Source organism: Bombiscardovia apis, assembly GCF_033095945.1.
Classification (GTDB): domain Bacteria; phylum Actinomycetota; class Actinomycetes; order Actinomycetales; family Bifidobacteriaceae; genus Bombiscardovia; species Bombiscardovia apis.
The window spans coordinates 1,454,347-1,476,991 of record NZ_AP026800.1 but is presented as its reverse complement, the minus strand read 5'-3'; the positions used below and the strand labels follow the sequence as shown (position 1 = coordinate 1,476,991).

Annotated in this window: 23 protein-coding genes and 1 tRNA gene; 16 read left to right on the top strand and 8 right to left on the bottom strand. The window is 54.2% G+C overall.

Annotated features, from left to right (window positions below):
- Positions 1 to 42 precede the first annotated feature (42 nt).
- From R8377_RS05935 to R8377_RS05925, 3 genes are read right to left on the bottom strand one after another with little or no spacing between them, the layout of a single operon-like run.
- On the bottom strand, positions 43 to 846 hold the full coding sequence (locus R8377_RS05935) for a carbohydrate ABC transporter permease (protein WP_317642579.1): 804 nt from the start codon (positions 844 to 846) through the stop codon (positions 43 to 45).
- Positions 846 to 1,835, bottom strand: coding sequence for a carbohydrate ABC transporter permease (locus R8377_RS05930; RefSeq protein WP_317642578.1), 990 nt, complete (start codon positions 1,833 to 1,835; stop codon positions 846 to 848). Before R8377_RS05930 ends, R8377_RS05935 begins: the two co-directional genes overlap by 1 nt.
- Positions 1,832 to 2,083 carry a hypothetical protein gene (locus R8377_RS05925; protein WP_317642577.1) on the bottom strand — a complete coding sequence of 84 codons (252 nt, stop codon included), beginning with the start codon at positions 2,081 to 2,083 and terminating at the stop codon, positions 1,832 to 1,834. Before R8377_RS05925 ends, R8377_RS05930 begins: the two co-directional genes overlap by 4 nt.
- A gap of 445 nt (positions 2,084 to 2,528) precedes the next feature.
- Here R8377_RS05925 and R8377_RS05920 point away from each other — a divergent pair, with 445 nt between their 5' ends.
- From R8377_RS05920 to R8377_RS05910, 3 genes are all read left to right on the top strand, one after another.
- On the top strand, positions 2,529 to 3,110 hold the full coding sequence (locus R8377_RS05920) for an LOG family protein (protein WP_317642576.1): 582 nt from the start codon (positions 2,529 to 2,531) through the stop codon (positions 3,108 to 3,110).
- Between the two features lie 228 nt (positions 3,111 to 3,338).
- Entirely contained in the window at positions 3,339 to 4,103 is a 765-nt protein-coding gene (locus R8377_RS05915; RefSeq protein ID WP_317642575.1) for an ABC transporter ATP-binding protein, read from the top strand.
- The gene (locus tag R8377_RS05910) at positions 4,100 to 5,542 is read left to right on the top strand and encodes an FtsX-like permease family protein (protein WP_317642574.1); all 1,443 of its coding nucleotides are present in this window, start codon (positions 4,100 to 4,102) and stop codon (positions 5,540 to 5,542) included. The genes R8377_RS05915 and R8377_RS05910 overlap by 4 nt, the downstream gene beginning before the upstream one ends.
- On the opposite strand, the gene R8377_RS05905 is transcribed toward R8377_RS05910, so the two are convergent.
- On the bottom strand, positions 5,511 to 6,488 hold the full coding sequence (locus R8377_RS05905) for a helix-turn-helix transcriptional regulator (RefSeq protein WP_317642573.1): 978 nt from the start codon (positions 6,486 to 6,488) through the stop codon (positions 5,511 to 5,513). The two genes, R8377_RS05910 and R8377_RS05905, sit on opposite strands and share 32 nt — an antisense overlap.
- 84 nt (positions 6,489 to 6,572) lie before the next feature.
- On the opposite strand from R8377_RS05905, the gene R8377_RS05900 reads away from it, so the two are divergent.
- On the top strand, positions 6,573 to 7,019 hold the full coding sequence (locus tag R8377_RS05900; RefSeq protein WP_317642572.1) for a VOC family protein: 447 nt from the start codon (positions 6,573 to 6,575) through the stop codon (positions 7,017 to 7,019).
- Positions 7,020 to 7,111: 92 nt separating this feature from the next.
- Here the strand turns inward: R8377_RS05900 and R8377_RS05895 are convergent.
- Positions 7,112 to 7,185: transfer RNA gene (locus R8377_RS05895), tRNA-Pro, on the bottom strand.
- Positions 7,186 to 7,439: 254 nt separating this feature from the next.
- Here R8377_RS05895 and lysS point away from each other — a divergent pair.
- The 6 genes from lysS to R8377_RS05865 all read left to right on the top strand — a co-directional run bounded on the left by lysS (position 7,440) and on the right by R8377_RS05865 (position 13,779).
- On the top strand, positions 7,440 to 9,038 hold the full coding sequence (lysS, locus tag R8377_RS05890) for a lysine--tRNA ligase (RefSeq protein WP_425605044.1): 1,599 nt from the start codon (positions 7,440 to 7,442) through the stop codon (positions 9,036 to 9,038).
- A 120-nt stretch (positions 9,039 to 9,158) separates the two neighbouring features.
- Positions 9,159 to 9,899 (top strand): phosphoglyceromutase, encoded by a 741-nt coding sequence (locus R8377_RS05885; protein WP_317642570.1) that lies wholly within the window; start codon positions 9,159 to 9,161, stop codon positions 9,897 to 9,899.
- A 200-nt stretch (positions 9,900 to 10,099) separates the two neighbouring features.
- Complete coding sequence (locus tag R8377_RS05880) at positions 10,100 to 10,768, top strand: TetR/AcrR family transcriptional regulator (RefSeq protein ID WP_317642569.1); 669 nt, start codon at positions 10,100 to 10,102, stop codon at positions 10,766 to 10,768.
- Between the two features lie 116 nt (positions 10,769 to 10,884).
- Positions 10,885 to 11,598, top strand: coding sequence for an ABC transporter ATP-binding protein (locus R8377_RS05875; protein ID WP_317642568.1), 714 nt, complete (start codon positions 10,885 to 10,887; stop codon positions 11,596 to 11,598).
- A gap of 1 nt (position 11,599) precedes the next feature.
- A complete protein-coding gene (locus tag R8377_RS05870; protein ID WP_317642567.1) occupies positions 11,600 to 12,325 on the top strand; it encodes a hypothetical protein in 726 nt (241 codons plus the stop codon).
- 71 nt (positions 12,326 to 12,396) lie between these two features.
- Entirely contained in the window at positions 12,397 to 13,779 is a 1,383-nt protein-coding gene (locus tag R8377_RS05865; RefSeq protein WP_317642565.1) for an MFS transporter, read from the top strand.
- A 19-nt stretch (positions 13,780 to 13,798) separates the two neighbouring features.
- Here the strand turns inward: R8377_RS05865 and phoU are convergent, their stop codons facing one another.
- Positions 13,799 to 14,473 (bottom strand): phosphate signaling complex protein PhoU, encoded by a 675-nt coding sequence (phoU, locus tag R8377_RS05860; protein WP_317642564.1) that lies wholly within the window; start codon positions 14,471 to 14,473, stop codon positions 13,799 to 13,801.
- Positions 14,474 to 14,584: 111 nt separating this feature from the next.
- On the opposite strand from phoU, the gene R8377_RS05855 reads away from it, so the two are divergent.
- Entirely contained in the window at positions 14,585 to 15,826 is a 1,242-nt protein-coding gene (locus R8377_RS05855; protein WP_317642563.1) for a sensor histidine kinase, read from the top strand.
- Between the two features lie 85 nt (positions 15,827 to 15,911).
- Here the strand turns inward: R8377_RS05855 and R8377_RS05850 are convergent, their stop codons facing one another.
- Positions 15,912 to 16,166 (bottom strand): DUF2530 domain-containing protein, encoded by a 255-nt coding sequence (locus R8377_RS05850; RefSeq protein WP_317642562.1) that lies wholly within the window; start codon positions 16,164 to 16,166, stop codon positions 15,912 to 15,914.
- A gap of 94 nt (positions 16,167 to 16,260) precedes the next feature.
- Between R8377_RS05850 and manA the strand changes: the two genes are divergently transcribed.
- The 4 genes from manA to R8377_RS05830 all read left to right on the top strand — a co-directional run bounded on the left by manA (position 16,261) and on the right by R8377_RS05830 (position 21,005).
- Positions 16,261 to 17,679, top strand: coding sequence for a mannose-6-phosphate isomerase, class I (gene manA, locus R8377_RS05845; protein ID WP_317642561.1), 1,419 nt, complete (start codon positions 16,261 to 16,263; stop codon positions 17,677 to 17,679).
- Positions 17,680 to 18,025: 346 nt separating this feature from the next.
- Entirely contained in the window at positions 18,026 to 18,934 is a 909-nt protein-coding gene (locus R8377_RS05840; RefSeq protein ID WP_317642560.1) for a CHAP domain-containing protein, read from the top strand.
- A 59-nt stretch (positions 18,935 to 18,993) separates the two neighbouring features.
- On the top strand, positions 18,994 to 19,782 hold the full coding sequence (locus R8377_RS05835; protein ID WP_317642559.1) for a C40 family peptidase: 789 nt from the start codon (positions 18,994 to 18,996) through the stop codon (positions 19,780 to 19,782).
- Between the two features lie 173 nt (positions 19,783 to 19,955).
- Positions 19,956 to 21,005, top strand: coding sequence for a universal stress protein (locus R8377_RS05830; protein ID WP_317642558.1), 1,050 nt, complete (start codon positions 19,956 to 19,958; stop codon positions 21,003 to 21,005).
- Positions 21,006 to 21,148: 143 nt separating this feature from the next.
- On the opposite strand, the gene R8377_RS05825 is transcribed toward R8377_RS05830, so the two are convergent.
- Entirely contained in the window at positions 21,149 to 21,562 is a 414-nt protein-coding gene (locus R8377_RS05825) for an OsmC family protein (protein ID WP_317642557.1), read from the bottom strand.
- Between the two features lie 178 nt (positions 21,563 to 21,740).
- On the opposite strand from R8377_RS05825, the gene R8377_RS05820 reads away from it, so the two are divergent.
- Positions 21,741 to 22,616: a thymidylate synthase gene (locus R8377_RS05820; protein WP_317642556.1), complete on the top strand. Its 876-nt coding sequence runs from the start codon at positions 21,741 to 21,743 to the stop codon at positions 22,614 to 22,616.
- Positions 22,617 to 22,645: the final 29 nt, after the last annotated feature.

The window sequence follows — 22,645 nt, the reverse complement described above, 5'->3', positions numbered from 1 at the left end:
GGGGCAAATCTTGGTGGCTTTGAGTGCCCGGGTAAGCGTGCATCACTTGAGACCTCCAGCAACGGTCATGCCGCGCAGAGACTTGTTGAAGGTCAGCGTGAGGATCAAGGTGGGGATAATAGCGATGGCTGAACCGGCCAAAACCACACCCATGTGGGAGGATTCCGCGCCCGAAAGCTGGGTAATGCCCACCTGAATGGTGCGCGTCTCGGGGGAATTGGTGACCAACAGGGGCCAAAAGTAGCCATTCCAAGCCGAGACAGCCGAGTTAATAGTAGCTGCGATGATGGTGGACTTGGTGATGGGCAGAAGAATGTGGAACATGAAGCGGAAGTGACCCGCGCCGTCGATTGCACAGGCATCGCGCAGCTCGCTAGGGAAGGAGCGGAAGGCTTGGCGGAAGAGGAAGACGGTGAATCCCTGCACCAAGTAGGGCAGGAAAATGGCGGGGATGGTGTCAATCAGGCCCCAGTTGGTCACGTTCAAATAGTTGGAGAGAATCGTGGTCTCGCCCGGAATCATTAGGCTGAGCAAGAAGATCATCATCCACAGCTGAGGGCGCTTGAAATTGCAGAACACGATAGCGTAAGCAGCCAAGATGGCAGTCACGATTTGGCCCACGGTCTGGCAGACGGTGACGATAATGCTGTTGCCCACCTGCCGTACCAAAGGCATAGAGCTGGCGGCGGCCGTGAAGTTGCCTAGAGTAGGTCTACTGACCACTCCGCTGGCGTTGAAAGTAAAGGCGCCGATGAAAATGTAGAGCACCGGCAGGAGTACTATGGCGGCCAAGATGATGCCCAAGGCAACCATGAAAACTTGAGAAGCTTTAGAACGGCGGAACATCAGTAGCTCACCTTCTTATCCATGAACTTGAACTGTATGAGGGTGAGGATGAACACGAACACGAAGAGCACGATGCCCAGCGCGGAGGCAATGCCGAAGTTGGCTGAGCCCGCGCCGAATGCTGCCGTATAAATGTTGTAAGTGATGGTCGTAGTCGCTTGACCAGGGCCGCCCTTGGTCATGATGTTGATTTGGGCGAAGGCCTGCAAGGTCTCAATGCAAGCGGTGACTGCGATGTAGAAGAGGGTGGGGCTAATCAGCGGAAGCACCATAGACCACTGAATGCGGGCCTCGTTGGCGCCGTCTAAGCGGGCTGCCTCAATGATTTCGGGATCAACAGCCTCGATGGCTGCGCACAAGAGAATGAGCGTGAAGCCAAGCCCGGTCCAAATGGTGACCATCGTAATCGTGGGGAAGGCCCAGCGGGGGTCTGTCAGCCAGCCGATGGGCTTGAGTCCGAACTTGCCAAGTGCCTCGTTCATAATGCCGGTGGGGCTGAAGATTGCGAGGAAGCCGAGGGAAGCTGCCGCCACGGAGACGCTTACGGTGGAGGTCATGAGTGTGCGGAAGATTTTGTTGCCGCCAAACTGACGGGTGAGGAAAATAGCCAGCAAGATGCCGATAACCAACCTGCCAAACACCACCGCCACTGCGTACACAACTGTGCGCACGAGCACGCTGTAGAAGGAGGGGTCAGTAAATACGGTCACGTAGTTTTCGAGGCCGATGAATCCTGAGGGCGAGCCGAAGAGGTCGGTGCCCTGCATGCTCATAATAATGACGCTCACGAGCGGGATGAAGGAGAATATAGTGAGTAATCCCAAGCCCGGAACCAACATGAGAGCGCCAATTGCGCGGTTTCGTGTGGCAGCCGACGATCGGTTCTTCTTGCTGGCTCGATTATCGCGAGCTGGCGGATCTGCCGAGGCTTGCTGATTGGTCGACAAGGTTCCGGCTCCTTCCTTCTGATTGTGGTCTGTGTGCGTCATGAGCAGTACCTGAGTTCTGGGGCTTGGCTTACCGCAGTCTTCGATACTGCCTGCCGCTGCGCTAAGGGCTTGCTCAAAAGTTGGTAAATACTGCCAGCGTTCGCAGCTTCGGCAGTACAAGCAATGGAATAATTCGATAGCTCACTGAAACAAGTAGGGGACCAGTGGAAGAGTGGTTGATCCTTGCTGCGAGGCTCTAACACGTGCTCCAAGCCCTGACTTATGCTAAGTGTGCTATCTGCGTTCATATCCGCTCCTTTGCGGTGTGAACAGTGGTAATCGATTTCGATTGGGCGAGGCCGGGAAGAAACGGGAATAGTTAGTAACCAACAAGCCTCTCGTCTGTGGTACCAACCTGCACCCCCTTGCCCGGGTAACGCTGCGGTTTTCTGCTGAAGTCATAGTTGACCCAAGACCCTGCAAAAAAGTTCTTTCCAGATAATACCATTACCTTCGACATTATTGCGTAACGCGAGTCAATAAAATGAGTAGTGATATATCGTTTTACCTCGTAGTCCTAGTAAATACTGTCTTGTTTCGCTCCGTTGTAGCGCCGTGAATCGCGGAATTTGTCTGTTTTCCGGGCATTCCTACGAGGCCTGATTCACTAGCTTTCGCACTAAGACTTGTGGCGTTGTATAGTATGTTACTTCCGGTGTTGAGGAGTATAGAGGAAAAGGGGCAGGCAAGTAGATGAATACTAGGATTACGGTTTACTGCGGCGCTGCGAAGGGCAATGACGAACGATACGTAGAGTTGGCGGAAGAAACCGGTCGTTGGATTGCGAGCACGGGCCGGGAGCTGGTTTACGGCGGCGGCGGAGTAGGCTTAATGGGCATCGTTGCCGAGTCCACTTTGTCTAACGGTGGTCAAGCTTACGGTATTATGCCCCGCATGCTGGTGGAGCGCGGCGCCAACTTCGAAGGCCTGACTCACATGGAAGTTGTGGACGACATGGACGTGCGCAAGAAGCGCATGATGGAGCTGGGAGATGCGCTGATTGCCATTCCCGGCGGCCCCGGCACCTTGGAAGAAATGGCTGAAGCGTTCTCTTGGGCGCGTTTAGGGCTCAACAACAAGCCCAGCATTTTCTTCAATCTCGACGGATACTGGGATCCGATTCGCGACATGTTTGACCGCATGGTTGCCAAGGGATTTCTGACTCAAGAAGACCGTGACAAGCTCTATTTCACTGATTCCTTCGAAGAGATTGACCGCTTAATCGCTAGCTACACCCCACCCAGCATTCGCACCTATCCCGATGCTAGGGCTTAGTTAAGCCCAGCCGAAACCTTACTGACCTCCTGCCGCTCACTATCTTTGTGAGACTGGCAGGGGGGCTTTTCGTATAAGCACAGTGGTGCAACTGCAATCCGAGCTCAGGGTTTCCCCTGATACACGCTCCCTCAACCCTGAACTTGCCCCTGAACTGCCCCCGAAAACAGCTATTTTCTACTCTTGCGGGTGATTGGATACAAGTATCACTCATTGCAGGAGAAGGGAATGAGCATGTCAGCTCAAACGGTGAAAATTCACGGATTCGCTCCAGTGGAGGCGCGCAATCTGTCGAAGGATGTACAAGTACGCAACGATGAGACCATACGAATCTTGCAAGGGGTGGATTTTCAAGCATCTTGGGGGCAGATGACAGGAATTGTGGGGCCTTCTGGCTCTGGTAAGTCCACCCTTCTCTATTGCCTAGCAGGTTTGGAATCGGCTACGGGAGGCCAGTCTTGCATCTTGGGTAAGCAGATCGGGCGCATGAGTAGGGCCAAAATGGCTCGTTTCCGCCGCGAGCACTTAGGCTTCGTCTTTCAATCTTATAATTTAGTGCCCACGCTCAATGTGGAAGAAAATATTGCCTTGCCCTTCATGCTGCGGGGTAAGCGGCCGCCGAAGAACGAAATCAGTGAGCTTTTGGAACGTTTTGGTATGGGCAAGCGTCGTAAGGCCGATGTGGGTTCACTGTCGGGCGGCGAGCAGCAGCGGGTGGCCCTAGCTCGTGTGCTGGTTTCTCGGCCAGACATTGTCTTCGCAGACGAACCTACGGGCGCGCTCGACCAAGCTACCGGGCGCATTGTGATTGACGAGCTCCATCGGGTGGCATCTGACCCGAACCGGGCTGTGATTGTGGTGACGCATGCTGACGAGGTAGCTGCCCGCTGCGACCGCGTAGTGACAATGGTAGACGGGCGCATGCGCGAGGGCGCGAGTTTTATGCCAGCGCAGTCTCAGGCTCAGACCTTTGGTTTTGGAGGCGCGCAATGAGAGCGATTGCAAAGAGTCTGCGCTCGGCACCGGGCGTGTGGATTGGTGTTTTCCTCTACCTAAGTGTGGTTCAAAGCGTGATGGGAGCTATCACTATGGTGGCTTCTTCGTACCAGCGAACGTATGCGAGCGTTCAAGGGGACTTGCACCAAGACGCTGAAAATATGGTGCATATGATGGAGTATCTTGAACTACCGTTGACTGTTATTATTGGTGTTTTTATTACTCTTTGGGTAGTTTCGGCTGCCGTTAGGAACCAGCGCAAGCAGTTGGCTCTCCTTTCTATGCAGGGCGCCACGCCTTCGCAGCTGACTCTGCTTACTGAAGCCCAAGTCCTGATTTTGGGGATTGCTGCTACTGTGCTTTCGGCTGTGGTGGATGGCTTTGCCGTGCCGCCATTTTTCCGATATATGACCAGTACCTACAGTGATTTTGCGGACTCCTACTACTATCAGCCAGATGTCACAGCATGGCTACTGGGCGCAGGAGTAGGTCTTGCTACGGCAGCGGTAGGTACTGCTCTGACCGTTCGCGCTGCCGCCAAGGTGGATCCAGTGGAGGCCTACCGGCCGCAAGCAGTGAGCCCCAAGAACCCCGGATGGGTGCGTACCCTCCTGTCCTTATCGTCATTCGTGGGTGCGATATATGTGTTCGTTTTGCCTGTGTGGAAGGTGCGTCGGGCCTCGCTTTCGGGCGGTAAGGCTGCAATGGATGCTTTCAACACGGACACGTCAATGGTGCTGACCTGTGCCATGGGCGGCCTAATGCTGCTGATGATTGCCTTCGCCTTCTTAGCTCCGCTGCTATACGGCGGCTTGGTGCGGCTGTGGACTCAGTTGCTGCCGATTCCAGCTTCGCCTTGGGTTCTGGCCAAGCGTCAAACTGTCTCTCGTATTGAGCGTTCCAGCTCAGTACTAGCACCGCTCATGGCCTGCTTGGGTCTCATTATGGGGATGGGAACGCCTATGCAAATATATTCGGCTTCTTTGATGAAAGTTGCTGGTTACTCCACACCTCCCGGCACTACGAGTACTGGTTTGGCAGGGATTTTGGGGGCGGTCGGCCCAGCTGCCCTCATCGCTTTGGGCGGTGCCTTGGCTGGTTTTTGCATGATTTCGCGTGAGCGCAGCTTTGACCAGTCTCTGCTAGACATAGCGGGCGCTGAGCCACGTCAGCTGCGGAGCATGGCCGTCTTGGAAGGCTCTATCATCATGTTTACTGCTATTTTGGCAGCTTTCCTTATTACTATTCCAGCTACGGCCAGTGCTTACGTAGGTATTCGTATCATGTTGGGCACTGGTGTGCTTTCAGTTCCGTGGGCGTTATGGGGTTGGATAGCTCTAGGAGTTGCAATCCTGGGCTCAGCTATCTTCTTTATCGCCTCTGCCCGTGCCCTGCGCACACCGTCTATCGCTGTGATTCAACTTCAAGCTGAGTGACGTATGCCCGAGCTCCTAACTTTTTAAGGAGTTCTTCTAATACGTGTCTGTAGCGTTTGCGCAGGCTAGCTGGCTCTGCGATGGTGGCTTGGTCGCCAAAACCTAGGAGGTAGCGTACGAGGAAATCGAGTTCGTCGGGTCGAATTGCTCCGACAATGCGCGCTTGCCCAGCTTCTTCTTCCAACCGCATGTTGGGGAAGTGCTCTCTAGTGAAGCGGTCTTTGCCTTGGCTGGTGAGGTCGACCTTGAAATTGATGGTTCTCGCCTGCGTTTGCGCGCTTTCATACTTGCGCCGTTCCTCACTGGGGGAAGGTAGGCCTTGCGCTCGCGGGTGCGTTCCGATGATGCGCATGCGGTCACAGCGGTAGGTGCGCCATTGCTGTTTGCTGTTGTCGAAGGCGGTGCAATACCAGAATCCGCCGTTGAGAGTGAGCAGGATAGGGTTGGCTGAGCGTGGCGAGTCCGCTTGGCTGGGGTAGAGAAAGACGAGGGTGTGCTGGCGCATTATGGTTTCAAAAATGATCGCCAGCCCTTCCGTCGGCGCTTGCTGCGAGGGGCCTTCGTAACGGATACCTGCCATAGCGTTGCTAATGAGCTCCCTACGACTTTCGGGGAACACCTGCAATAGCTTGTCTTGGATGTGTCGGTAGGTGTGGCCGAAGGGTGAGTTGCTGACGGTCTTGAGGAGTTGCAGCGCAAAGAAAATGGTCAGTTGCTCATTTTCGCTAAAGCTGACGGGCGGCAGGGGAGTGGAATCCTCAACCTGATAGCCACCGTATCGCCCAGGGAAAGCTGTGATGGGCACTCCCAGCCTGCTCAGTTCGCTCAAGTCTCGCAGGGCCGTGCGTCTGGAAATGTGGAATTCAGTGATGAGGTCAGACAATTGGAAGACTCGGCGCTCGTGTACGAAGAGCAGCTCTTGATTGATACGTTCAGACTTGCTCATGAGTACCTATGCTTCTTCTAATAGTGCCATAAAATGGCACCTTTATTGTTTATGCTGAGTATACCCAACATAAGGAGATGTAATATGCCCGTATCATCAGCCAAAGTAGCAGTATTCCTATCGCTTAAGGGTCAGGCTCAGGCCGCGATTGCTTGGTATCAAGACGTTTTAGGGGGTCAAACAGTCTTTTCTATCAGCAATCAAGAGTTCAAAGAGCAGTACAATCCGAGCCTAGTTATTCCTGCTGGGCATGAGCATTATATTTCTCATTCGGTAACTCAAATCGGCGATTTTCAGCTACAAATTGCCGACAATCCGGTCGACGACGATATTCCCATGACTCAAGGGAATGCTCTCTCGCTAGATATCATGCTTGACTCGGTTCAAGAAGCTCAAGAGATTTTCGACAAGGCCTGTGCCTATGAAGGAACTCAAGTGCTCCGCGCACCAAGAAGCAACGAATTTGCAGACTTCTACGCCGTAATTACCGACCCCTTCGGCGTGCTCCTACAGATTACCTGCGAAAAGTGAGTAAGGCGTGTGTCTCTGCGTTCGCCGATGCTGAATGGAGTTTGAGATAAAATCCAGGCCCCTTCGGTTTCCCGAGGGGGCCTGCATGATTGTCGGGGTAGGGGGATTTGAACCCCCGGCCTCTTCGTCCCGAACGAAGCGCGCTACCAAGCTGCGCTATACCCCGCGACAACGTTCTATATAGTACACGCACCGTCAGCCAAACGCTAGGCGGGCGCGCGGCGGGCGCGAGCTTACTGGCCTGCTCGCTGCCCTTGTGGCGGGCGTTTGCAGGGATTGCTCGCGCTCCTGCTTCTTGCGGCTAAGAGTCGCAGTAGGGGAGCGGCCGGAAGTACTGGCATTTGCGTACACTAAACCTTTATGACTGACTTTGTAGAACGCAACGAGCGCAGCGAAGACACGCCCGAGCAAGAGACCCAGATGACAACCCTAGAGCGGGCACAGCTCCTCTTCGACCAAGACCAGGCCATTACTGACCGGGTTAATCAGGGTGCCGGCTTGGACGATGCCATTGATCCCAGCAATCGCGAATTCGGCCCCCACGCCAGCCCTGAGCAGGTGCAGATGCGCGTAGCTAAGCGCGCTCTCATGCTCAAAGAAGGTATTCCTGCCTATCCGGTTCACCTAGACGTGACTGATCGCATCGAGCATGTGCGGGCCAAGTATGAGGGCAAGCTGGAAGCAGGGGAGGAAACCGAAGACGTAGTAGGTATTGCCGGCCGCGTGCTCTTTGTGCGCAACTCGGGCGGTCTGTGCTTCGTGCAGCTTTCTGCCGGTGACGGTACCGCTATCCAAGGTATGGTTTCCAAAAAAGAAGTTGGCGCCGACTCTCTCAAGCTCTTCAAGCAGCTCGTAGATTTGGGTGACCACCTCTATCTGCGTGGCCGGGTCATTGCTTCCAAGACCGGTGAGCTCTCCGTGTTCGCTACAGAATGGGCCATTGCCGCCAAGGCCTTGCAGCCCTTGCCAGCTCTCCACAAGGAGCTCTCCGACGAGCAGCGTACCCGTAAGCCTTATTTGGCAATGATTGCCGACGAGTCTACTCGCAACATGGTTCGCCAGCGCTCCAAGGTAGTTTCCTCCCTGCGTCGCACCTTTGAGCAGCAGGACTTCCTTGAGGTTGAGACCCCCATGCTTCAGACGGTGCACGGAGGCGCGGCAGCCCGCCCCTTCACTACGCACATGAACGCTTTCGATATTGACCTCTTCCTGCGCATCGCTCCTGAGCTCTTCCTCAAGCGTTGCCTAGTTGGCGGCATCGAGCGCGTTTTCGAGATAAACCGCGACTTCCGCAACGAGGGCGTCGACGGCACTCACGCTCCTGAGTTCACCATGCTTGAGGCCTACCAGGCTTACGGAACCTACGATACGATTGGCGAGCTGACCAAGCAGCTCATTCAGCAGTCTGCTATCGACGCTTTCGGTTCCACCAAGGTGACTTTGCTCAACGGCGAAGAGTATGACTTTGGTGGCGAGTGGAAGACCATGACCATGTATGGCTCGCTGTCCGAAGCCTTGGGTGAAGAGATTACTCCCGAGAGCAGTGTGGAGCACTTGGGCGCCATTGCTAACAAGCTAGGCGTGGAGCGAGACGACGTAGAAAACCACGGCAAGCTAGTCGAGCATCTGTGGGAGCACTTCTACGAAGATAAGCTATATGAGCCTACTTTTGTGCGCGACTTCCCCGTAGAAACTTCTCCGCTGGTTAAGGGGCATCGCTCAAAGCCTGGCATGGTTGAGAAGTGGGATTTGTATGTGCGCGGCTTCGAGCTGGCCACTGGCTACTCCGAGCTCAACGATCCGGTAGTGCAGCGTGAGCGCTTTATTCAGCAAGCCAAAGACGCAGCTGCCGGAGATGCGGAAGCTACCGATATCGACGAAGACTTCCTCGAAGCTTTGGGTGTGGGCATGCCTCCCACCGGCGGCATGGGCATGGGCATTGACCGCCTGCTCATTGCACTGACTGGTGCCACGATTCGCGAGACGATTACCTTCCCACTGGTCAAGCCGCTGAACTAGCAGCTAGCGAACGCTTATATGGCCCTGCTTGGGTAGTCTGGAATGGCTGTTTAGGCAGGGCTCTTTCGTGCTGCTTGCAGTGTCGTCTTTCCGTCTGCGTGGGCGTTTAGACTAGGGGCTATGACATACAAACTAGTTTTGCTCCGGCATGGCCAGAGCGCATGGAATAACACCAATCAGTTCACCGGCTGGGTGGACGTGCCGCTGACCGAACAGGGCGAGTCCGAAGCTAAGAAGGGCGGCCAGCTGCTCAAAGACAAGGGCGTTCTACCTGACATCGTCTTTACTTCTTTGCTGCGCCGCGCCATCAACACGGCCAACATCTCCTTGGATGCGGCAGACCGCCTGTGGATTCCGGTCAAGCGCGACTGGAGGCTCAACGAGCGTCACTATGGCGCTTTGCAGGGCAAGAACAAGGCTGAGATTCGTGATGAGTACGGCGACGAAAAGTTCATGCTCTGGCGCCGCTCTTACGCCACTCCTCCGCCAGAGATCGACGTAGACGACAAGTATTCTCAGACCCACGATCCTCGCTACGCAGGCATTGAGGTACCTCGCAATGAGGCTCTAGCCAACGTGGTTGACCGCGTGACCCCTTACTGGGAGTCTGACATTGTTCCCGAGCTCAAGTCCGGCAAGACTGTCATGATTGCTGCTCACGGTAACTCCCTGCGCGCTATCGTGAAGATGCTCGACAATCTCAGCGAAGAAGAGATTGCCAAGGTCAACATTCCTACGGCTATTCCTCTGCTTTATGAGCTGGATGACAACTTCAAGCCCATCAAGCCTCGCGGCGAATACCTGGATCCGGAGGCAGCTGCTGCCGGTGCCGCAGCCGTGGCAGCTCAGGGCCAGAAGTGATTGTAAAACACTAGCATTTTTGCTGGCAAAGCCGGTTTACCAAGCTCCTCGTGGGCTCTGGTAAGCCGGCTTTTTGCATCTGTGAACTTTGGTTGCACTGCTCAGGTAGACGACTGCTACTCGTATCTGTTACTCTTAGCAAAGAACATACCAATGGTATTTTCGATGATGATTAGAGAAAGACTAGATAGGGGAGCTGTATGGGAACGCAGAAAGACCCAGAGGGTCACAGGCAGCGCATCCTCGATGTAGCTCAACGGCTCTTCCTTGAAAAAGGCTACGACGACACCAGTATTCAAGACATTGTCGATGGTCTCGGAGGCATGACTAAGGGCGCTGTGTACTATCATTTTTCCTCTAAATCTGCGATTTTTGATGCGGTGACCGAGCGCATGGCTTCTTCTGCCTCGCCTCAAGATGACTGGGAAAAGGACTGGCCGGGTGAGACGGGCCTAGAAAAACTGCGCAATGAGCTGGTTATCTCGCTTACTGCCTACGCCCGCCACGATGTCTCTTATTCGGCTCAGACCTTGCTCAAGAGTCCGCGCATGGTGGGGGAGATGTATTTAACCAGCATGGACGACATCGTGCGCGTGATTACGCCTTACGTGCAAGAGGGCATAGATGATGGTTCGATTGCCCCGCACGACCCTACAGATGTGGCGCAAATTATGTTCATTTTGCTTAACATGTGGATTGGGCTCAAGCTCACTACCTTTAGCAAAGAAGAAGTAGTTAGCAAATTCACCCTGCTCAAGGAGATGTTTGAGGGTATTGGAGTCCCAGTAGTTGATGACAGGGTTATCCAAGCCGCAGTCAGTCTCCACTCCCACTTGCGTGATAATCCTCGCGTTCCCATGCACGAGTAGCATAATCTTATTGATCTGAGCTTGTTGCTGTATCTGATGTGCTAATGAGTGAATCTTTCTATTTAGGCAGCATCGTCCCCCAAACATACCGGCGGTATTTTGTGAAAGGAAATTGAATGACACTACTAGAAGCGCGCGGCATAGCACAAACATTTGCCGGCGGCACCGTGTTAGAGGATGCGAACCTAGACCTCAGATCAGGGGAGGTGGTGGGACTCTTAGGAACGAACGGTGCAGGCAAATCCACCCTGTTCAAAATCTTGTCCGGCCTACAAACTCCTGTCAGCGGCGAGGTGAGTATCAATGCTCAACCGATGAGTGCGACATATCCGGCATCCTTGCGCGAGATGGGCGTATCAATCGACCAGCCCGTCTTCTACGAGGAGCTATCAGGACTAGCTAATCTCGAAATCCACTGTGCTTACATGCGGCTAGAACTGAGTGGCGACGCTATCTCGAAAACTCTAGGATTGCTTGGTCTCAAAGCTAACAACCCGACCGCTGTGAAGCGCTATTCGATGGGCATGCGCCAGCGCCTAGCACTGGCTCGCTGCATAATTCACCAACCAAGAATCTTGTTACTGGACGAACCTCTCAATGGCCTTGATCCTAAGGGCATTATCGAGCTGCGCTCCATCATCCGTGATCAAGCAGCGGCGGGTAAAGCTGTGCTCTTCTCCAGCCATATCCTCTCCGAAGTCTTGCGCGTTGCCGACCGGGTGTTGGTGCTTAATAGCGGGCGAATCTGCCTCAATCGGAGTGTAAGCCAGCTTAAACAAGACGGAGACCAAGCTGCGGAAGCGGCACTGATTCAAGCAATGGAGGCATAATATGCTAGAGCTTATGCGCTTAGAAATGCGCAAAATCAACCTTAAATCCTACTATTTTGGGTCATTAGCGGTCTGTTTAGTGGCTTTGGCGTTTGGCGGCATGTTTATGGCGATAGGGCACTTCCAGGGAGGCTTTGGTTCTGAACTTGATCAGATGGGCAGCCAAGCAGGCAAACTTTCGAGCCTCGACTTTGCCGTCCTTATGGTCATGGTCTTCTTGCTGGTCGGGTTCTCGATTCTGGGAGCGGCCCTATGCGGAGTGGTCATACTCAAGCCCTATTCGGGTAGATCACTGGTGCTGACTCTCTCCTATCCGGTGAGGCGCTCGCGCTTGTTGATAGCTAAAATGTTGGCTGTCAGCTCAGTAACAATACGGCTCTTTCTTACCAGCTCGATCTACACGCTTGCCATATTTATAGGAGCCAACCAAATGTTGGGAGCTCTTTCGGCCGGGCATTGGCTCCACACGCTCTCGCGCTGCCTGCTTCTCCTTGCCCTCTCTGCCTTGGGTTTGCTGGGTATTATGGGCATTTCACTCGCGCTAGGCTTTCGTTGGCGGTCCGTGCCGGTCATGATTGGCGTGCTTATCGTTTTGGACTCCCTCATTGGCAACACCTTCTCGGCTTCTATGCAGCTAGCAAGTGTGTTTCTCGCTGCTGTTTTCCTGCTTTCGCTGCCTGCTATCGGGGCTCTCAGCCGCACCATTACTCACATCCAAGTGCCCTAACCCTCACCGTGCGCTGACCGCTATCGACTCTCGGCAAGAGGCAAGTGGTCAACACGTAGAAAAGGCTCACCATGCTTGAATTCAAACGAAACCCAGCTTTCAGGTCACTCCTGCTCTCCAACCTGCTCAACGCCTTGGGCGGCGAGTTTTTCAACCTCGTGTTTATTGTTTATGCTCAGACTTTGCCTCAGCGGCAGCTCGCGGTTTCCATAGCTTCTGCGGCTTGGGTGGCGCCGGCCCTTACTTCGTTTGCTATGGGTTATTTGGCCGATTGCACAGCTCGAAAGACGCGCGCTCAACTCTGGGTGAAGGCTGTTCAGACTTGCATCTACCTCAGTATTGCCATGCTGATAGGCCGTTTACAGGGGTTCGGAATCTTCCTCTTGCTGATGGGGCTCGATTTGGTTTCATCAGTGATGGAGGGTTATGCCTCATCCCTGTGGATGCCGGTGCTGAAACACTTAGTGCCTGCTTCGAGTCTGCGCGAAGCCACCTCGCTGACGAGTGCGGTCAACAGTTTGGCAGCAGTCGTTTCGGCCAGTCTTGGGGCCACCCTGCTTGCTGTGCTTGGCAATGATTTCTCCCTGTTCTCACTCATCAATGCTGCTACATTCTTGGTCGCCGGGCTCATTATTGCTGCAAGGCGGCGGGAATTCGCCAAAGCAGAGCGCGCCGGACAGGATGCTGGTATAGGGCAGTTCTCGAAGTCCGAGATTCGTCCGATATCAGCTGAAAGTGACTCAGATATGCCACTTGAGATGTCTGAGTCTGTACCGACGAAGGAAAGGCAACAGGGCTTGGTGGGCAGTTGGAACTCAGTTCGAGAGCAATTTCGTTCTTCGCGTTTCTTAACTTTGACCTTATGCTTTGGCGTGTTTGTCAACATGATTGGCGGCGCTTTGGGGCCGCTCCTCAGTGTGGAGCTCGTAGACCAGACCGCTTTCTGGTGGCACTCCTACGGTAGTACCGTGGCCGGAGTTACCGGGTTCGGGTCAGTGGGCTTAGTTGCTGGGGCGCTTTTGTCTGCTGACCCCCTACGCAAACTGTCTATGGCCCCGCTGCTGGCCCTCACCATGACTTGTGCGGCTCTTGCTGCTGGATCGCTGGCTTGGGGAGCGACCCCGTTCGCACTGTTTGCGGCGGTTTTTGCAATGAACTACCTCTTAGGTAAAATTAATCCCCGGTTCATGGCCCTGCTGATGGAAACTATTCCTGAGGAGCAACTTGCCGCGACTATGGGTGCCATACAGACTGCAATGATTGTGGGAGCACCCCTTGGGCAGTTCGCATTCTTGGCCCTAGCCAACATTTTGCCGGGAAAGATTACGCTCTGGCTCTATATGGGATGTGCGTTGCTGCTCGCTATGGTCTTAGCCGTTGTTGGTCACAGCAGCATGAACGCAGTGGATAGCACGCGCTCAGTATCAGCCCGTTCAGACTCAACTCACACATAAATCTGCGAGAATGGCAATCCTAGTCGATGTCTTCTAAGTCTTTGGGGTCCTTGGAGGGGTCGAAACCGGAGACGATGTAGACGACGCGGCGGGCGGCGGAGACACCGTGGTCGCCGATGCGTTCCATGAAGCGGGCCAAGAGCACCAAGTCAATCATCTGCTGCTTGGAACCCTGCCACTTGTCGGAGAGCGCCAAATCGAAGGTCTGCTGGTGAAGCTTATCAAGCTGGTCGTCTTCCACAATGATGCGTTCGGCCACCTTCGTGTCGCGCTCAGACATCATGTCGACTAGACGGTCGGCAAGTGTATCGAGGAAAGCCTGCATCTGTGCGAAGAGTTCGCGCGCTTCCGGCGGCAGGGGAGCGTCGGGGTATGAGCGGCGCACAGCTTCGGCAACGTGGCGTGACAAATCGCCCATGCGTTCAAAAGTGGCGGCGAGGCGCAAGGTAGAAACGACGACACGCAGGTCAGTTGCCACTGGGCTCTGCTTAGCTAGCAGCTGCACGCACTGGTCAATTACCGTTGATTCGAGTTCGTCTATGGCTTGGTCGCCGTCGATAACCTCTTGTGCTGCCTCTAAATCCGGTCCTAAGAGGGCAACGCCAGCGGTCTTAATGGCGTGGCTCACGGCTCCGGCCATCTGCTCCATATCGTCAGCTACCTGACGCATTTCTTCATTGAAGATTACGCGCATAAGCGTGGCCCCTTTCTAGCTGCCATAATAAAGGTATAACTTGTAGTGTACGGGGTGGCGTTAACGTTGCAGCAGCTGCGGCGCTCTCAATGGTGAAGGCGAGGAAGAACAATGGCAAGGTGGATCGCACGAATCAAAATGTTCTTGCGCGGGCACTCGCGGGCCGAGGCAGAAGGCGGAACTCACGATTTGGACCAGAAGAGCCAGTTTCTTCTCTCCATGTTGTCGTCGTCCGTGGTGGTGGTCGACGCGGACGGGCAGGTGGTGCGTTCGAGCCCGGACGCATACCGGCTGGCTATCGTCAACCAAGACCGGATTGACAACCCTACGGTGCAAGAGGCAGTGCGGAAGGCCTGGCTGAGTGATGAGGTTGCTCGATTTTCGCTAGTAACGCATACTCCCACAGATATTGCGGACGAGCTGACCATAGGCGGCTCTCGCGTAAACGTTGACGGCGAGCAGAACCAGGACCTTATCGATGCGGAGGGCAGCAGCAGCGGCGTATCGAGGCCAAACTGGCTCAAGCTGACCGTAGGGCGAATAAGTGAGGACCTAGTTCTGGTGCTCATCGACGACGAGAGTGAGAGCAAGCGTTTTGAGCAGACCCGCCAGGGTTTTGTGGAGCATGTATCCCAACAGTTGCTCCAGCCTGTCGCGGCCTTGAAGCAATTAGCCTTCGGCCTCGATACTATCGCTAGCGAGCCTATTGATAACCTCTCTCAACAGCGCGAGCGGATGGAGGCCATCGCCCAAGATGCCCAGGAACTCAGTGGGTATTCTGCCTATCTTGAGCACACCCTGAACGATTTGCTTCTCCTGATGCGCGCCCAGGAACAAGTAGAGCCGAACGCTGATAACGAGCTGGACTTGGGCGAGCAGGTAGAAGCTGTAATTGAGGCGGCCGAGGGTAAAGCCGAGCAAGCTCATGTGCAATTGAATTATTCGGGACAGCCGGGACTGTACTTGCATGGCGACCAAGAGCAAATTCAAGCGGCAATGCGCAAATTGGTGGAAAACGCCATCAGGTATTCGCCTGCCCGGGGGAATGTGACCTTAGTGGCGAAACGCTCAAAAGATGCCAATTACGGTATGGTTCAAGTCATTGATCGGGGAGAGGGCATAGCAAAAGATGAGCAGGAACACGTCTTTGAGCGTTTCTACCGTGGCTCGCTGCAGACCGATTCTAGCGAGGTGGGTGTTGGTTTGGGGCTTGCTATTGCTAAGCATGTGGCCCTCACCCATCATGGATCCTTAAGTTTGTGGAGCGCGCCCGGGCAGGGTTCGACCTTTACACTGATACTGCCGCTGGCCGAAGAAGAGACAAAAGAAACGACCATCAATAGCGAAGTGTAGATGGCTGTATATAAGAAAAGGCAAGACTGATTTCGTGAGCGGCGATAGGGTCTGACTCGCCCGCCTGCTACTTGGCTCGGTGCAGTTATTGAGCTAAACGCCGGTAATCCCAGCGGTTGAAGTGTTCCCAAAGTAGCAGGAGCAGCCCAACTGCAACGCCTGAAGCGCATACAATCATAGGCTTAAGCGCATCGACACCGCACAAGTAGCACACTGTGCAAATCGCTAGTGCCAACGTCCATAAGCCTGTGCCGGACCAAAAAACGAGTCGCAAGTCCACCTGAACGGGCTTGGGCGAGGGCCGTCGCGCGTCTGGGTCAAAAATAGGTGCGAGCTTCATGCTACATACTTTATTACACAGCCTGACATACTATTGATATAGACCCAAGTCGGGTATCGGTTGAATCGAAGTTAGTGCAGCGGAGGGAGCGCGCGTGTACCCTATAGAGCCTGTTCAGAAGCGGTATGCTTGGGGCTCACATTCCCGCTTGCAAGCTATGTTCCATCTGCCTGAGGGGCCTGCGCAAGATGGGGACGGGGTCGTATCCGACACGCTGGCTGAGATGTGGTTTTCGGGCCACAGCCAATCTCCTTCAAATATTGTATTGAGTGACGGCAGTCAGCTTGCGCTCACTCAAGCTATTCAGCGCAATCCTTTAGCGATGGTAGGGGAGGAGGATTCGCAGACTTTTGGGCCAGTTCTGCCCTATTTGTTTAAGGTGATTTCTGCGCGAATTCCACTTTCTTTGCAAGTTCATCCGCTTGACTTTGAAGCTCGAGCCGGTTTCAACCGTGAAAATGCAGCGGGAGTGCCCTTAGCCTCTCCCGAGCGTTCCTTCAAAGATACGTTGGCGAAAAACGAGATGGTGGTGGCTTTAGAAACTTTTACTGCCTCTGTGGGTTTCGCACCTATTTCCACTCAGCTGCAAATTTTGCGAGTGGTTGACCATCCTATTGCACAGCGCATGGTTGATGCCTTGCTGGCTCGCACTTTCCGCCCGGGTGTGCCCCCGGAGGAGTTCGCTGCTGCCGACCAGATGATGCCGGTTTCGGCTCTAGCTTGGCCAGACTCGCGCAGGAGGGTGTTCCGCGCCTTCTACACAGCCATTACTGCCAAGCCAACCGATTCGGATGCGCTTACTCCTGCCCTGCTCGATGCCAATCGACGCTTGTCTTCGCGCAAGGCTCGGGCGGCTATGGCCAACGCCCTCCAAGCGGCTCAAGCCTTCCCCGGAGATCCTGCGGCCCTGTGTTTGCTCATGATGAACGCTGTGTGCCTAGAAGAGGGCGAGTCGGTCTATATCCCAGCCGGCACTCCGCACGCATATATTAGTGGTACAGCAGCGGAGATTATGACCAATTCAGACAACGTTCTACGTGCAGGCATGACACCAAAGCACAAGGATATTGCCAATCTTTTGCACAGCGTAGACTGCCAGCCAGCTTCACCTATCGACCCCTCAAGCTCGATGATTGCGACTTTGGCTATGCAAAATATGGTCACCTACCGACCGCATATCAGCGAATATATGCTGGTCTACGGTCGTGTGGAGCCTGGTTTGGACGCTTGGCCGCTCATGGGTAAGATCGCTCAGCGCTACGGCGATTTGGTGCAACGCTTGGGTCCGCGGCGCTTGCTCATGCCCCAATCTGGCCCGCGCGTCTTGGTGTGTACCGAAGGCAGTTTGCTGGTACGAAGTCAGGCTCAGGAAGCGGTTGTGGACCAAGGACAGAGCTTGTTTATTCCTTCCAGCGATGGACAGATAGACATCGTACGAGTCGATGTTGATAGCGTTCAGGGGCGTAATAGGGCCGATCATGGCTCTTTTTTACTGGCTTCTACTCCTGTGTGATCTGTCTTTACATTTTCTTAAAGTTCCCTCGCTGTGAGCGTGTATGACACGCCGAACATGACGCAAGTGCCAAGCTTAAGCGCCCGTCGCTCGCTGCCCGTACAATACTAGAAGATTCAGGGGCTGACGACGGCGTACAAGTGCTGAGTTCGAAGTTGAGTAAAGTGCTATGGACAAGAAGGTCAGTTGTGCAATTTTGCCTCTAATGTTGTAAAGTGCAATACGTGATAGTTGTGTGACGCTGTAGTGTCCAAGCCGTAACGAAGAGATGCAGGAGTGGTTGTTTATGATATTTGCTGCGGATCAGGCGAGAGCTGTCCGGGGCGCGCATATCGCAAGAGAGCGTGTGTCGAATAGTTCAGTCTCTACCCCCCGTGGCGGTCGAGTCATAAACGTCTCTGCCGTATTCGCTGCCCAGTCTTCGCAGATGCGCCAGCAGGCCGCTGTGGAAGAGGCTCTGGCTCAGCGCCTCAATCAGGTTGCGCCTGCTACCCGTCGTTCTCGTCGATTGGCTGCTAAGGCTGCGACCCGCAAGAACCACATCGTGACCGGCTCTGCAATGGCTGCCCTCGTGGGTGCTGCCGCCGGCGCTGTGGCAGTTGTGGCCCCCAAGACTCCGGTCAAGGCACCGCTTGCAAGCCGGGCTGATACTTCGCAGATTACCCCTGCTTCTTATACTGGCAGGCAGGCATCTACATCTACGAATGCTGAGGTTTCACGTTCTGAGGTCCGCTCGCAGGTCCAAGAGCAGCAGACTAGCAATCAGGGTAAGTGGGAATTAGACGAAGCTGGCCTTGATATCGACAGCATGTTTAAGTCTTTGGCCGACAATCCCGTTGTAGCGGCTCTTATGGATGCGAATCAGGGCCAGCTTCCCGATAGCTTTAATCCCAATCATGCCACTGGCGATACAGGCAATGCGTATGAGTTTAGTCAGTGTACTTGGTGGGCTTACACTCGCCGTCACCAGTTGGGGTTACCTGTCGGCTCATATTTGGGCAACGGTAGTCAGTGGGCCGCATCAGCTAAGAAGTTGGGGTATTGGGTCGATAATACTCCGCGAAATGTTGGTGATATTATCGTTTTCCAACCTGGTCAGGAAGGAACCGATGCTCAATATGGGCATGTGGGTATTGTCGAACGAATCAATGCAGATGGTTCGGTAACAACCTCGGAGTGTGGTGTCGCTCTTAATGGCAAAACCTATTCGCATACTTATCAAAATGTTCATAGTTTCCAATTTATCCATTATTAATACGCTCTTGTCAGCAAAGTCGCTGATGCGTTCTGACCTTGTGCTAGTGTGAGGTACTAATGAAAAAACAAGCAAAACATTGGAAAGTTGCTCTCGTAACCTTGTGTGCTGGTTCGGCCTTTTTGGCCACGGTTCCAGCGCTGGCTTATGCTGGCAGTCAGAGCGAACGTGCTGTGACTTCTTCCCGCAGTTTTACCCCCTCGAACAGGCCTCGTAAGGACTTGCTCGCGGAGTCCACCGCAACCACTGTCGATTCAGACAGCAACTGGGGCGGCGTTGAGAGCTTGAGCGTACCGCAGACTAAGTCTCAAGCGGAAAAAGATAGCGAAGCTCGCGCCCAAGCTGAGGCAAAGGCTCGTAAGGAAGCCGAAGAGAGGGCGGCTGCTCAGGCAGCGCAGGCTCAGCGTCAGGCTCAGACCCAAGCTGCTGCTCAGGCCGCTAGCCGCAGTGCTGAGCGTACATCGCCTCAAGCTACAACGGTTGCACCTCCCAACGGTGCCTCATCCTCGGCTGTGGTGCAGTATGCCGTGCAGTTTGTAAATCAGGTTCCTTATGTGTCGGGTGGCAAGTCGCCTTCCGGCTGGGACTGTTCTGGTTTCGTACAATATGTATATGGCCAATTCGGTATTTCCGCCCCAGCACCTTCTGGAACCCAAGCCACTCTAGGCCGAGCCGTGCCAAGTATCGACCAGGCTATGCCCGGCGACATCATTGCCAACGGCGCGCATGCTGGTATTTATGTGGGCAATGGCTTAGTCGTCAATGCGCTTTCACCGGGGCAGGGCACGCAGATTACTCCTATTTCGGTGGCTTTCACTGGCTCGTATGCGATTCGTAGAATCCTCTAAACTAGTTCTCTAAAAGAGCGCTCCCTTTGTGGGGGCACTCTTTTCTTACTCTGACTTGGTTTTGGCGAAACGCTTAAAAAGACACTGGCTTATGTTCGCTTCCTAGGTGAGCTATTCTTGGAAGTAGATCGGTGGAGCTTTCCGGCTTCGCCCACGATCACGAGGAGGTCGTTATGATCAACGACAAGGCGATTCTAGTCGGCGTTGATGGCTCTGATGCCAGCTACAAGGCCACTTGGTGGGCCGCAAATTATGCCAAGCATGCAGGCTTAACACTGCAGATTGTGTGTGCATACTCGTTGCCTTCATACGCAGCAGTGTCTTTCGATGCTACCTACAGCACCATGGGCGACGACGTTGCTGCTCATTCGGATGCTCAAGAGATCCTTTCTAAGGCTAAGGCCATCGCCGATGAGCAAGGTGTTGAAGCTGTCACGCTCATTGTGACCGGCGACCCGTCTTCGGTATTTGTGGAGCTCTCACGCAATTACAATCTGATTGTGATTGGCAACCGTGGCAAGGGAGGTTTGGCTGAGCGTTTGCTGGGCACTACTTCTTCGAGTCTGCCCGCTTACGCTTATTGCCCCATCGTTGTGGTGCCTTACACCGATGATGACGGTAACATGATGCATCTGAACAACACCATCAGCAAGGTGGCTGTCGGTTCTGACGAGTCTCGCTGGGGTCTCAAGGCGCTTGAAATCGCTGCTGAATTTGCCCACACTTGGGGCGCAACCCTCGATGTCATTTCGGCCGTGCCGAATATCTCTGGTTTAACGGGCACCGATTCTGCTGAAGAGCAGAGCGTGATGGACTCGTACCTGGAAGACTTGGGCGACCGTATTAAGCCCCTGCAGGAGCAATATCCTGATTTGGAGATTGATAAGAAGGTCGTACCCGGTTCGGCAGTTGAGGCGCTGCCCCAGGCTTCCAAGGATCATGATGTTGTAGTTGTAGGTTCTCGCGGCCGTGGTGGCTTTACGGGCTTGCTGCTGGGTTCCACTAGCCAAGGCTTGCTCCAGCACGCTGTGACCCCGGTTTACGTGGTTCCTCGCAAGTATGTTGAAGCTGCCGAGTCCGGTCTCAAGCAGGCGGCTTCCGGCAACCAAGACCAGGTCATGGCTCTGGAAGACATTACCGGAGTTCAGAAAGTGTCTGTCGATAGGGCCGAGCACGTGGAAGACATCGAATCAACCATCGACCCTCTCCACGAAAATCACTAAACGGCCCAACTAAACGGCCCAACTGGGTGCCTCATGCAACTGGCACCCAGCGCTGATATCGAAGAAGCGGCTGCTGCCTCAATGAATCTGGGGCAGCAGCCGCTTCTTGGTTAGTAGGGGAGTGAGATCCCAACTCTGTGAGTTTAGTGGCGTATTTTTATGTTCATACGCACTGGAGTCTCGCGCACCAGCGTGTGCTTGATAGTGCAAGACTTGTCAATGTGGCGGCGCATCCGCTCTTCCAACTTGGCAGCGTCTTCCTCGCTCAAGTGGGCATCGGTGCCGTCAATGCTGACCTGCTCGTCGAAGCTTAGGAATGCGTCATCATCATCGCTGTATTGGGCATTGACTACAACTTTTGCGCCCTTGCCCTCGCCCAGAGCATGCTCGACAGCGAACTGTGAAGACATGCCAGCACAGCCTGCCAGAGCTAGCTGCAGCAGGTCGCCGGGGGTAAACAGACCCTCGCCGCGACCAAACTTAATCACTGCGCCTTCGTCCGAGTGACCTTCCCAGGTGCCATCTTCGCCACGCTCGACCCATAGTCTCTTTGCCATAGGAACCTCCCATTGGTGTAATTGTCCTATACCTACAATCTAACCCAAAGCCGCGCCTAATTATGCCCGCCGGTTTTACTTTTGCGCCTCCAGACGAACGACAAGTCGGTTTTTGTTGGTATTGCAAGGCTGATCACTGGCTCTAGTTGAGATTCGCGCAGCTTGCTACACTGTGCTTATGGCTTTGACACCTCAGCAGTTAGCAGATATTCGTACCCGCATTCCCGAGCGTCCAGACACCGATATTCCCATGCCTTACGAGGATTTGGTTCGTAAGATTTTGACCGAGGGCACTTTGAAGTCGGATCGAACCGGCACCGGCACCGTTTCGCTCTTCGGCCAGCAGATTCGCTTCGATTTAAGCTCCAGTTTTCCTCTTTTGACCACCAAGACTGTCTTTTTCAAAGGCATTGCTTATGAGCTGCTCTGGTTCCTCAAGGGGTCGAGCAATGTGCGCTGGCTCCAAGAGAACAACGTGCATATTTGGGATGAGTGGGCCGATCCAGAAACCGGCGAATTAGGGCCTGTATACGGCGTGCAGTGGCGTTCATGGCCTGCGCCCACCCCAGAAGACCCGGGCCGCACTATTGACCAGATTGAGCGTGCTCTCGACCTGATTCGTAACCATCCTGACTCGCGACGAATTATCGTTACGGCTTGGAATCCTGCCGAGATTGAGCAGATGGCCCTGCCTCCATGCCACTCTCTCTTCCAGTTCTACGTGGCCGACGGCAAGCTTTCCTGCCAGCTGTACCAGCGCTCTTGCGACATGTTCTTGGGCGTGCCCTTCAATATCGCTTCTTACTCTCTGCTGACTATGATGATGGCCCAGCAGGCAGGCTTGGAGCCGGGTGAGTTCGTGTGGACTGGCGGCGATTGCCATATTTACGATAATCACATGGAGCAAATCTTAGAGCAGCTTTCGCGCAAGCCTTATCCTTACCCGCAGATTAAGATTCGTAAGGCCGATTCTATCTTCGACTACTCTTACGACGACTTCGAAATCGTGGGCTATGAACACCATCCTGCGATTAAGGCCCCGGTGGCGGTCTAAACTTGTAGGTATTATACTGTTGCAAATCC

What these genes read in the sequence shown, in the direction of transcription:
- R8377_RS05870 (WP_317642567.1), top strand. Translation starts at nt 11,600, where the DNA reads ATGCTAGAGCTTATGCGCTTAGAAATGCGCAAAATCAACCTTAAATCC.
- R8377_RS05850 (WP_317642562.1), bottom strand. Translation starts at nt 16,166, where the DNA reads ATGAAGCTCGCACCTATTTTTGACCCAGACGCGCGACGGCCCTCGCCC.
- R8377_RS05905 (WP_317642573.1), bottom strand. Translation starts at nt 6,488, where the DNA reads ATGAGCAAGTCTGAACGTATCAATCAAGAGCTGCTCTTCGTACACGAG.
- R8377_RS05920 (WP_317642576.1), top strand. Translation starts at nt 2,529, where the DNA reads ATGAATACTAGGATTACGGTTTACTGCGGCGCTGCGAAGGGCAATGAC.
- R8377_RS05865 (WP_317642565.1), top strand. Translation starts at nt 12,397, where the DNA reads ATGCTTGAATTCAAACGAAACCCAGCTTTCAGGTCACTCCTGCTCTCC.
- R8377_RS05880 (WP_317642569.1), top strand. Translation starts at nt 10,100, where the DNA reads ATGGGAACGCAGAAAGACCCAGAGGGTCACAGGCAGCGCATCCTCGAT.
- R8377_RS05855 (WP_317642563.1), top strand. Translation starts at nt 14,585, where the DNA reads ATGGCAAGGTGGATCGCACGAATCAAAATGTTCTTGCGCGGGCACTCG.
- R8377_RS05875 (WP_317642568.1), top strand. Translation starts at nt 10,885, where the DNA reads ATGACACTACTAGAAGCGCGCGGCATAGCACAAACATTTGCCGGCGGC.
- R8377_RS05930 (WP_317642578.1), bottom strand. Translation starts at nt 1,835, where the DNA reads ATGACGCACACAGACCACAATCAGAAGGAAGGAGCCGGAACCTTGTCG.
- R8377_RS05825 (WP_317642557.1), bottom strand. Translation starts at nt 21,562, where the DNA reads ATGGCAAAGAGACTATGGGTCGAGCGTGGCGAAGATGGCACCTGGGAA.
- phoU (WP_317642564.1), bottom strand. Translation starts at nt 14,473, where the DNA reads ATGCGCGTAATCTTCAATGAAGAAATGCGTCAGGTAGCTGACGATATG.
- R8377_RS05830 (WP_317642558.1), top strand. Translation starts at nt 19,956, where the DNA reads ATGATCAACGACAAGGCGATTCTAGTCGGCGTTGATGGCTCTGATGCC.
- R8377_RS05835 (WP_317642559.1), top strand. Translation starts at nt 18,994, where the DNA reads ATGAAAAAACAAGCAAAACATTGGAAAGTTGCTCTCGTAACCTTGTGT.
- R8377_RS05935 (WP_317642579.1), bottom strand. Translation starts at nt 846, where the DNA reads ATGTTCCGCCGTTCTAAAGCTTCTCAAGTTTTCATGGTTGCCTTGGGC.
- R8377_RS05885 (WP_317642570.1), top strand. Translation starts at nt 9,159, where the DNA reads ATGACATACAAACTAGTTTTGCTCCGGCATGGCCAGAGCGCATGGAAT.
- R8377_RS05910 (WP_317642574.1), top strand. Translation starts at nt 4,100, where the DNA reads ATGAGAGCGATTGCAAAGAGTCTGCGCTCGGCACCGGGCGTGTGGATT.
- R8377_RS05925 (WP_317642577.1), bottom strand. Translation starts at nt 2,083, where the DNA reads ATGAACGCAGATAGCACACTTAGCATAAGTCAGGGCTTGGAGCACGTG.
- lysS (WP_425605044.1), top strand. Translation starts at nt 7,440, where the DNA reads ATGACAACCCTAGAGCGGGCACAGCTCCTCTTCGACCAAGACCAGGCC.
- R8377_RS05820 (WP_317642556.1), top strand. Translation starts at nt 21,741, where the DNA reads ATGGCTTTGACACCTCAGCAGTTAGCAGATATTCGTACCCGCATTCCC.
- R8377_RS05900 (WP_317642572.1), top strand. Translation starts at nt 6,573, where the DNA reads ATGCCCGTATCATCAGCCAAAGTAGCAGTATTCCTATCGCTTAAGGGT.
- R8377_RS05915 (WP_317642575.1), top strand. Translation starts at nt 3,339, where the DNA reads ATGAGCATGTCAGCTCAAACGGTGAAAATTCACGGATTCGCTCCAGTG.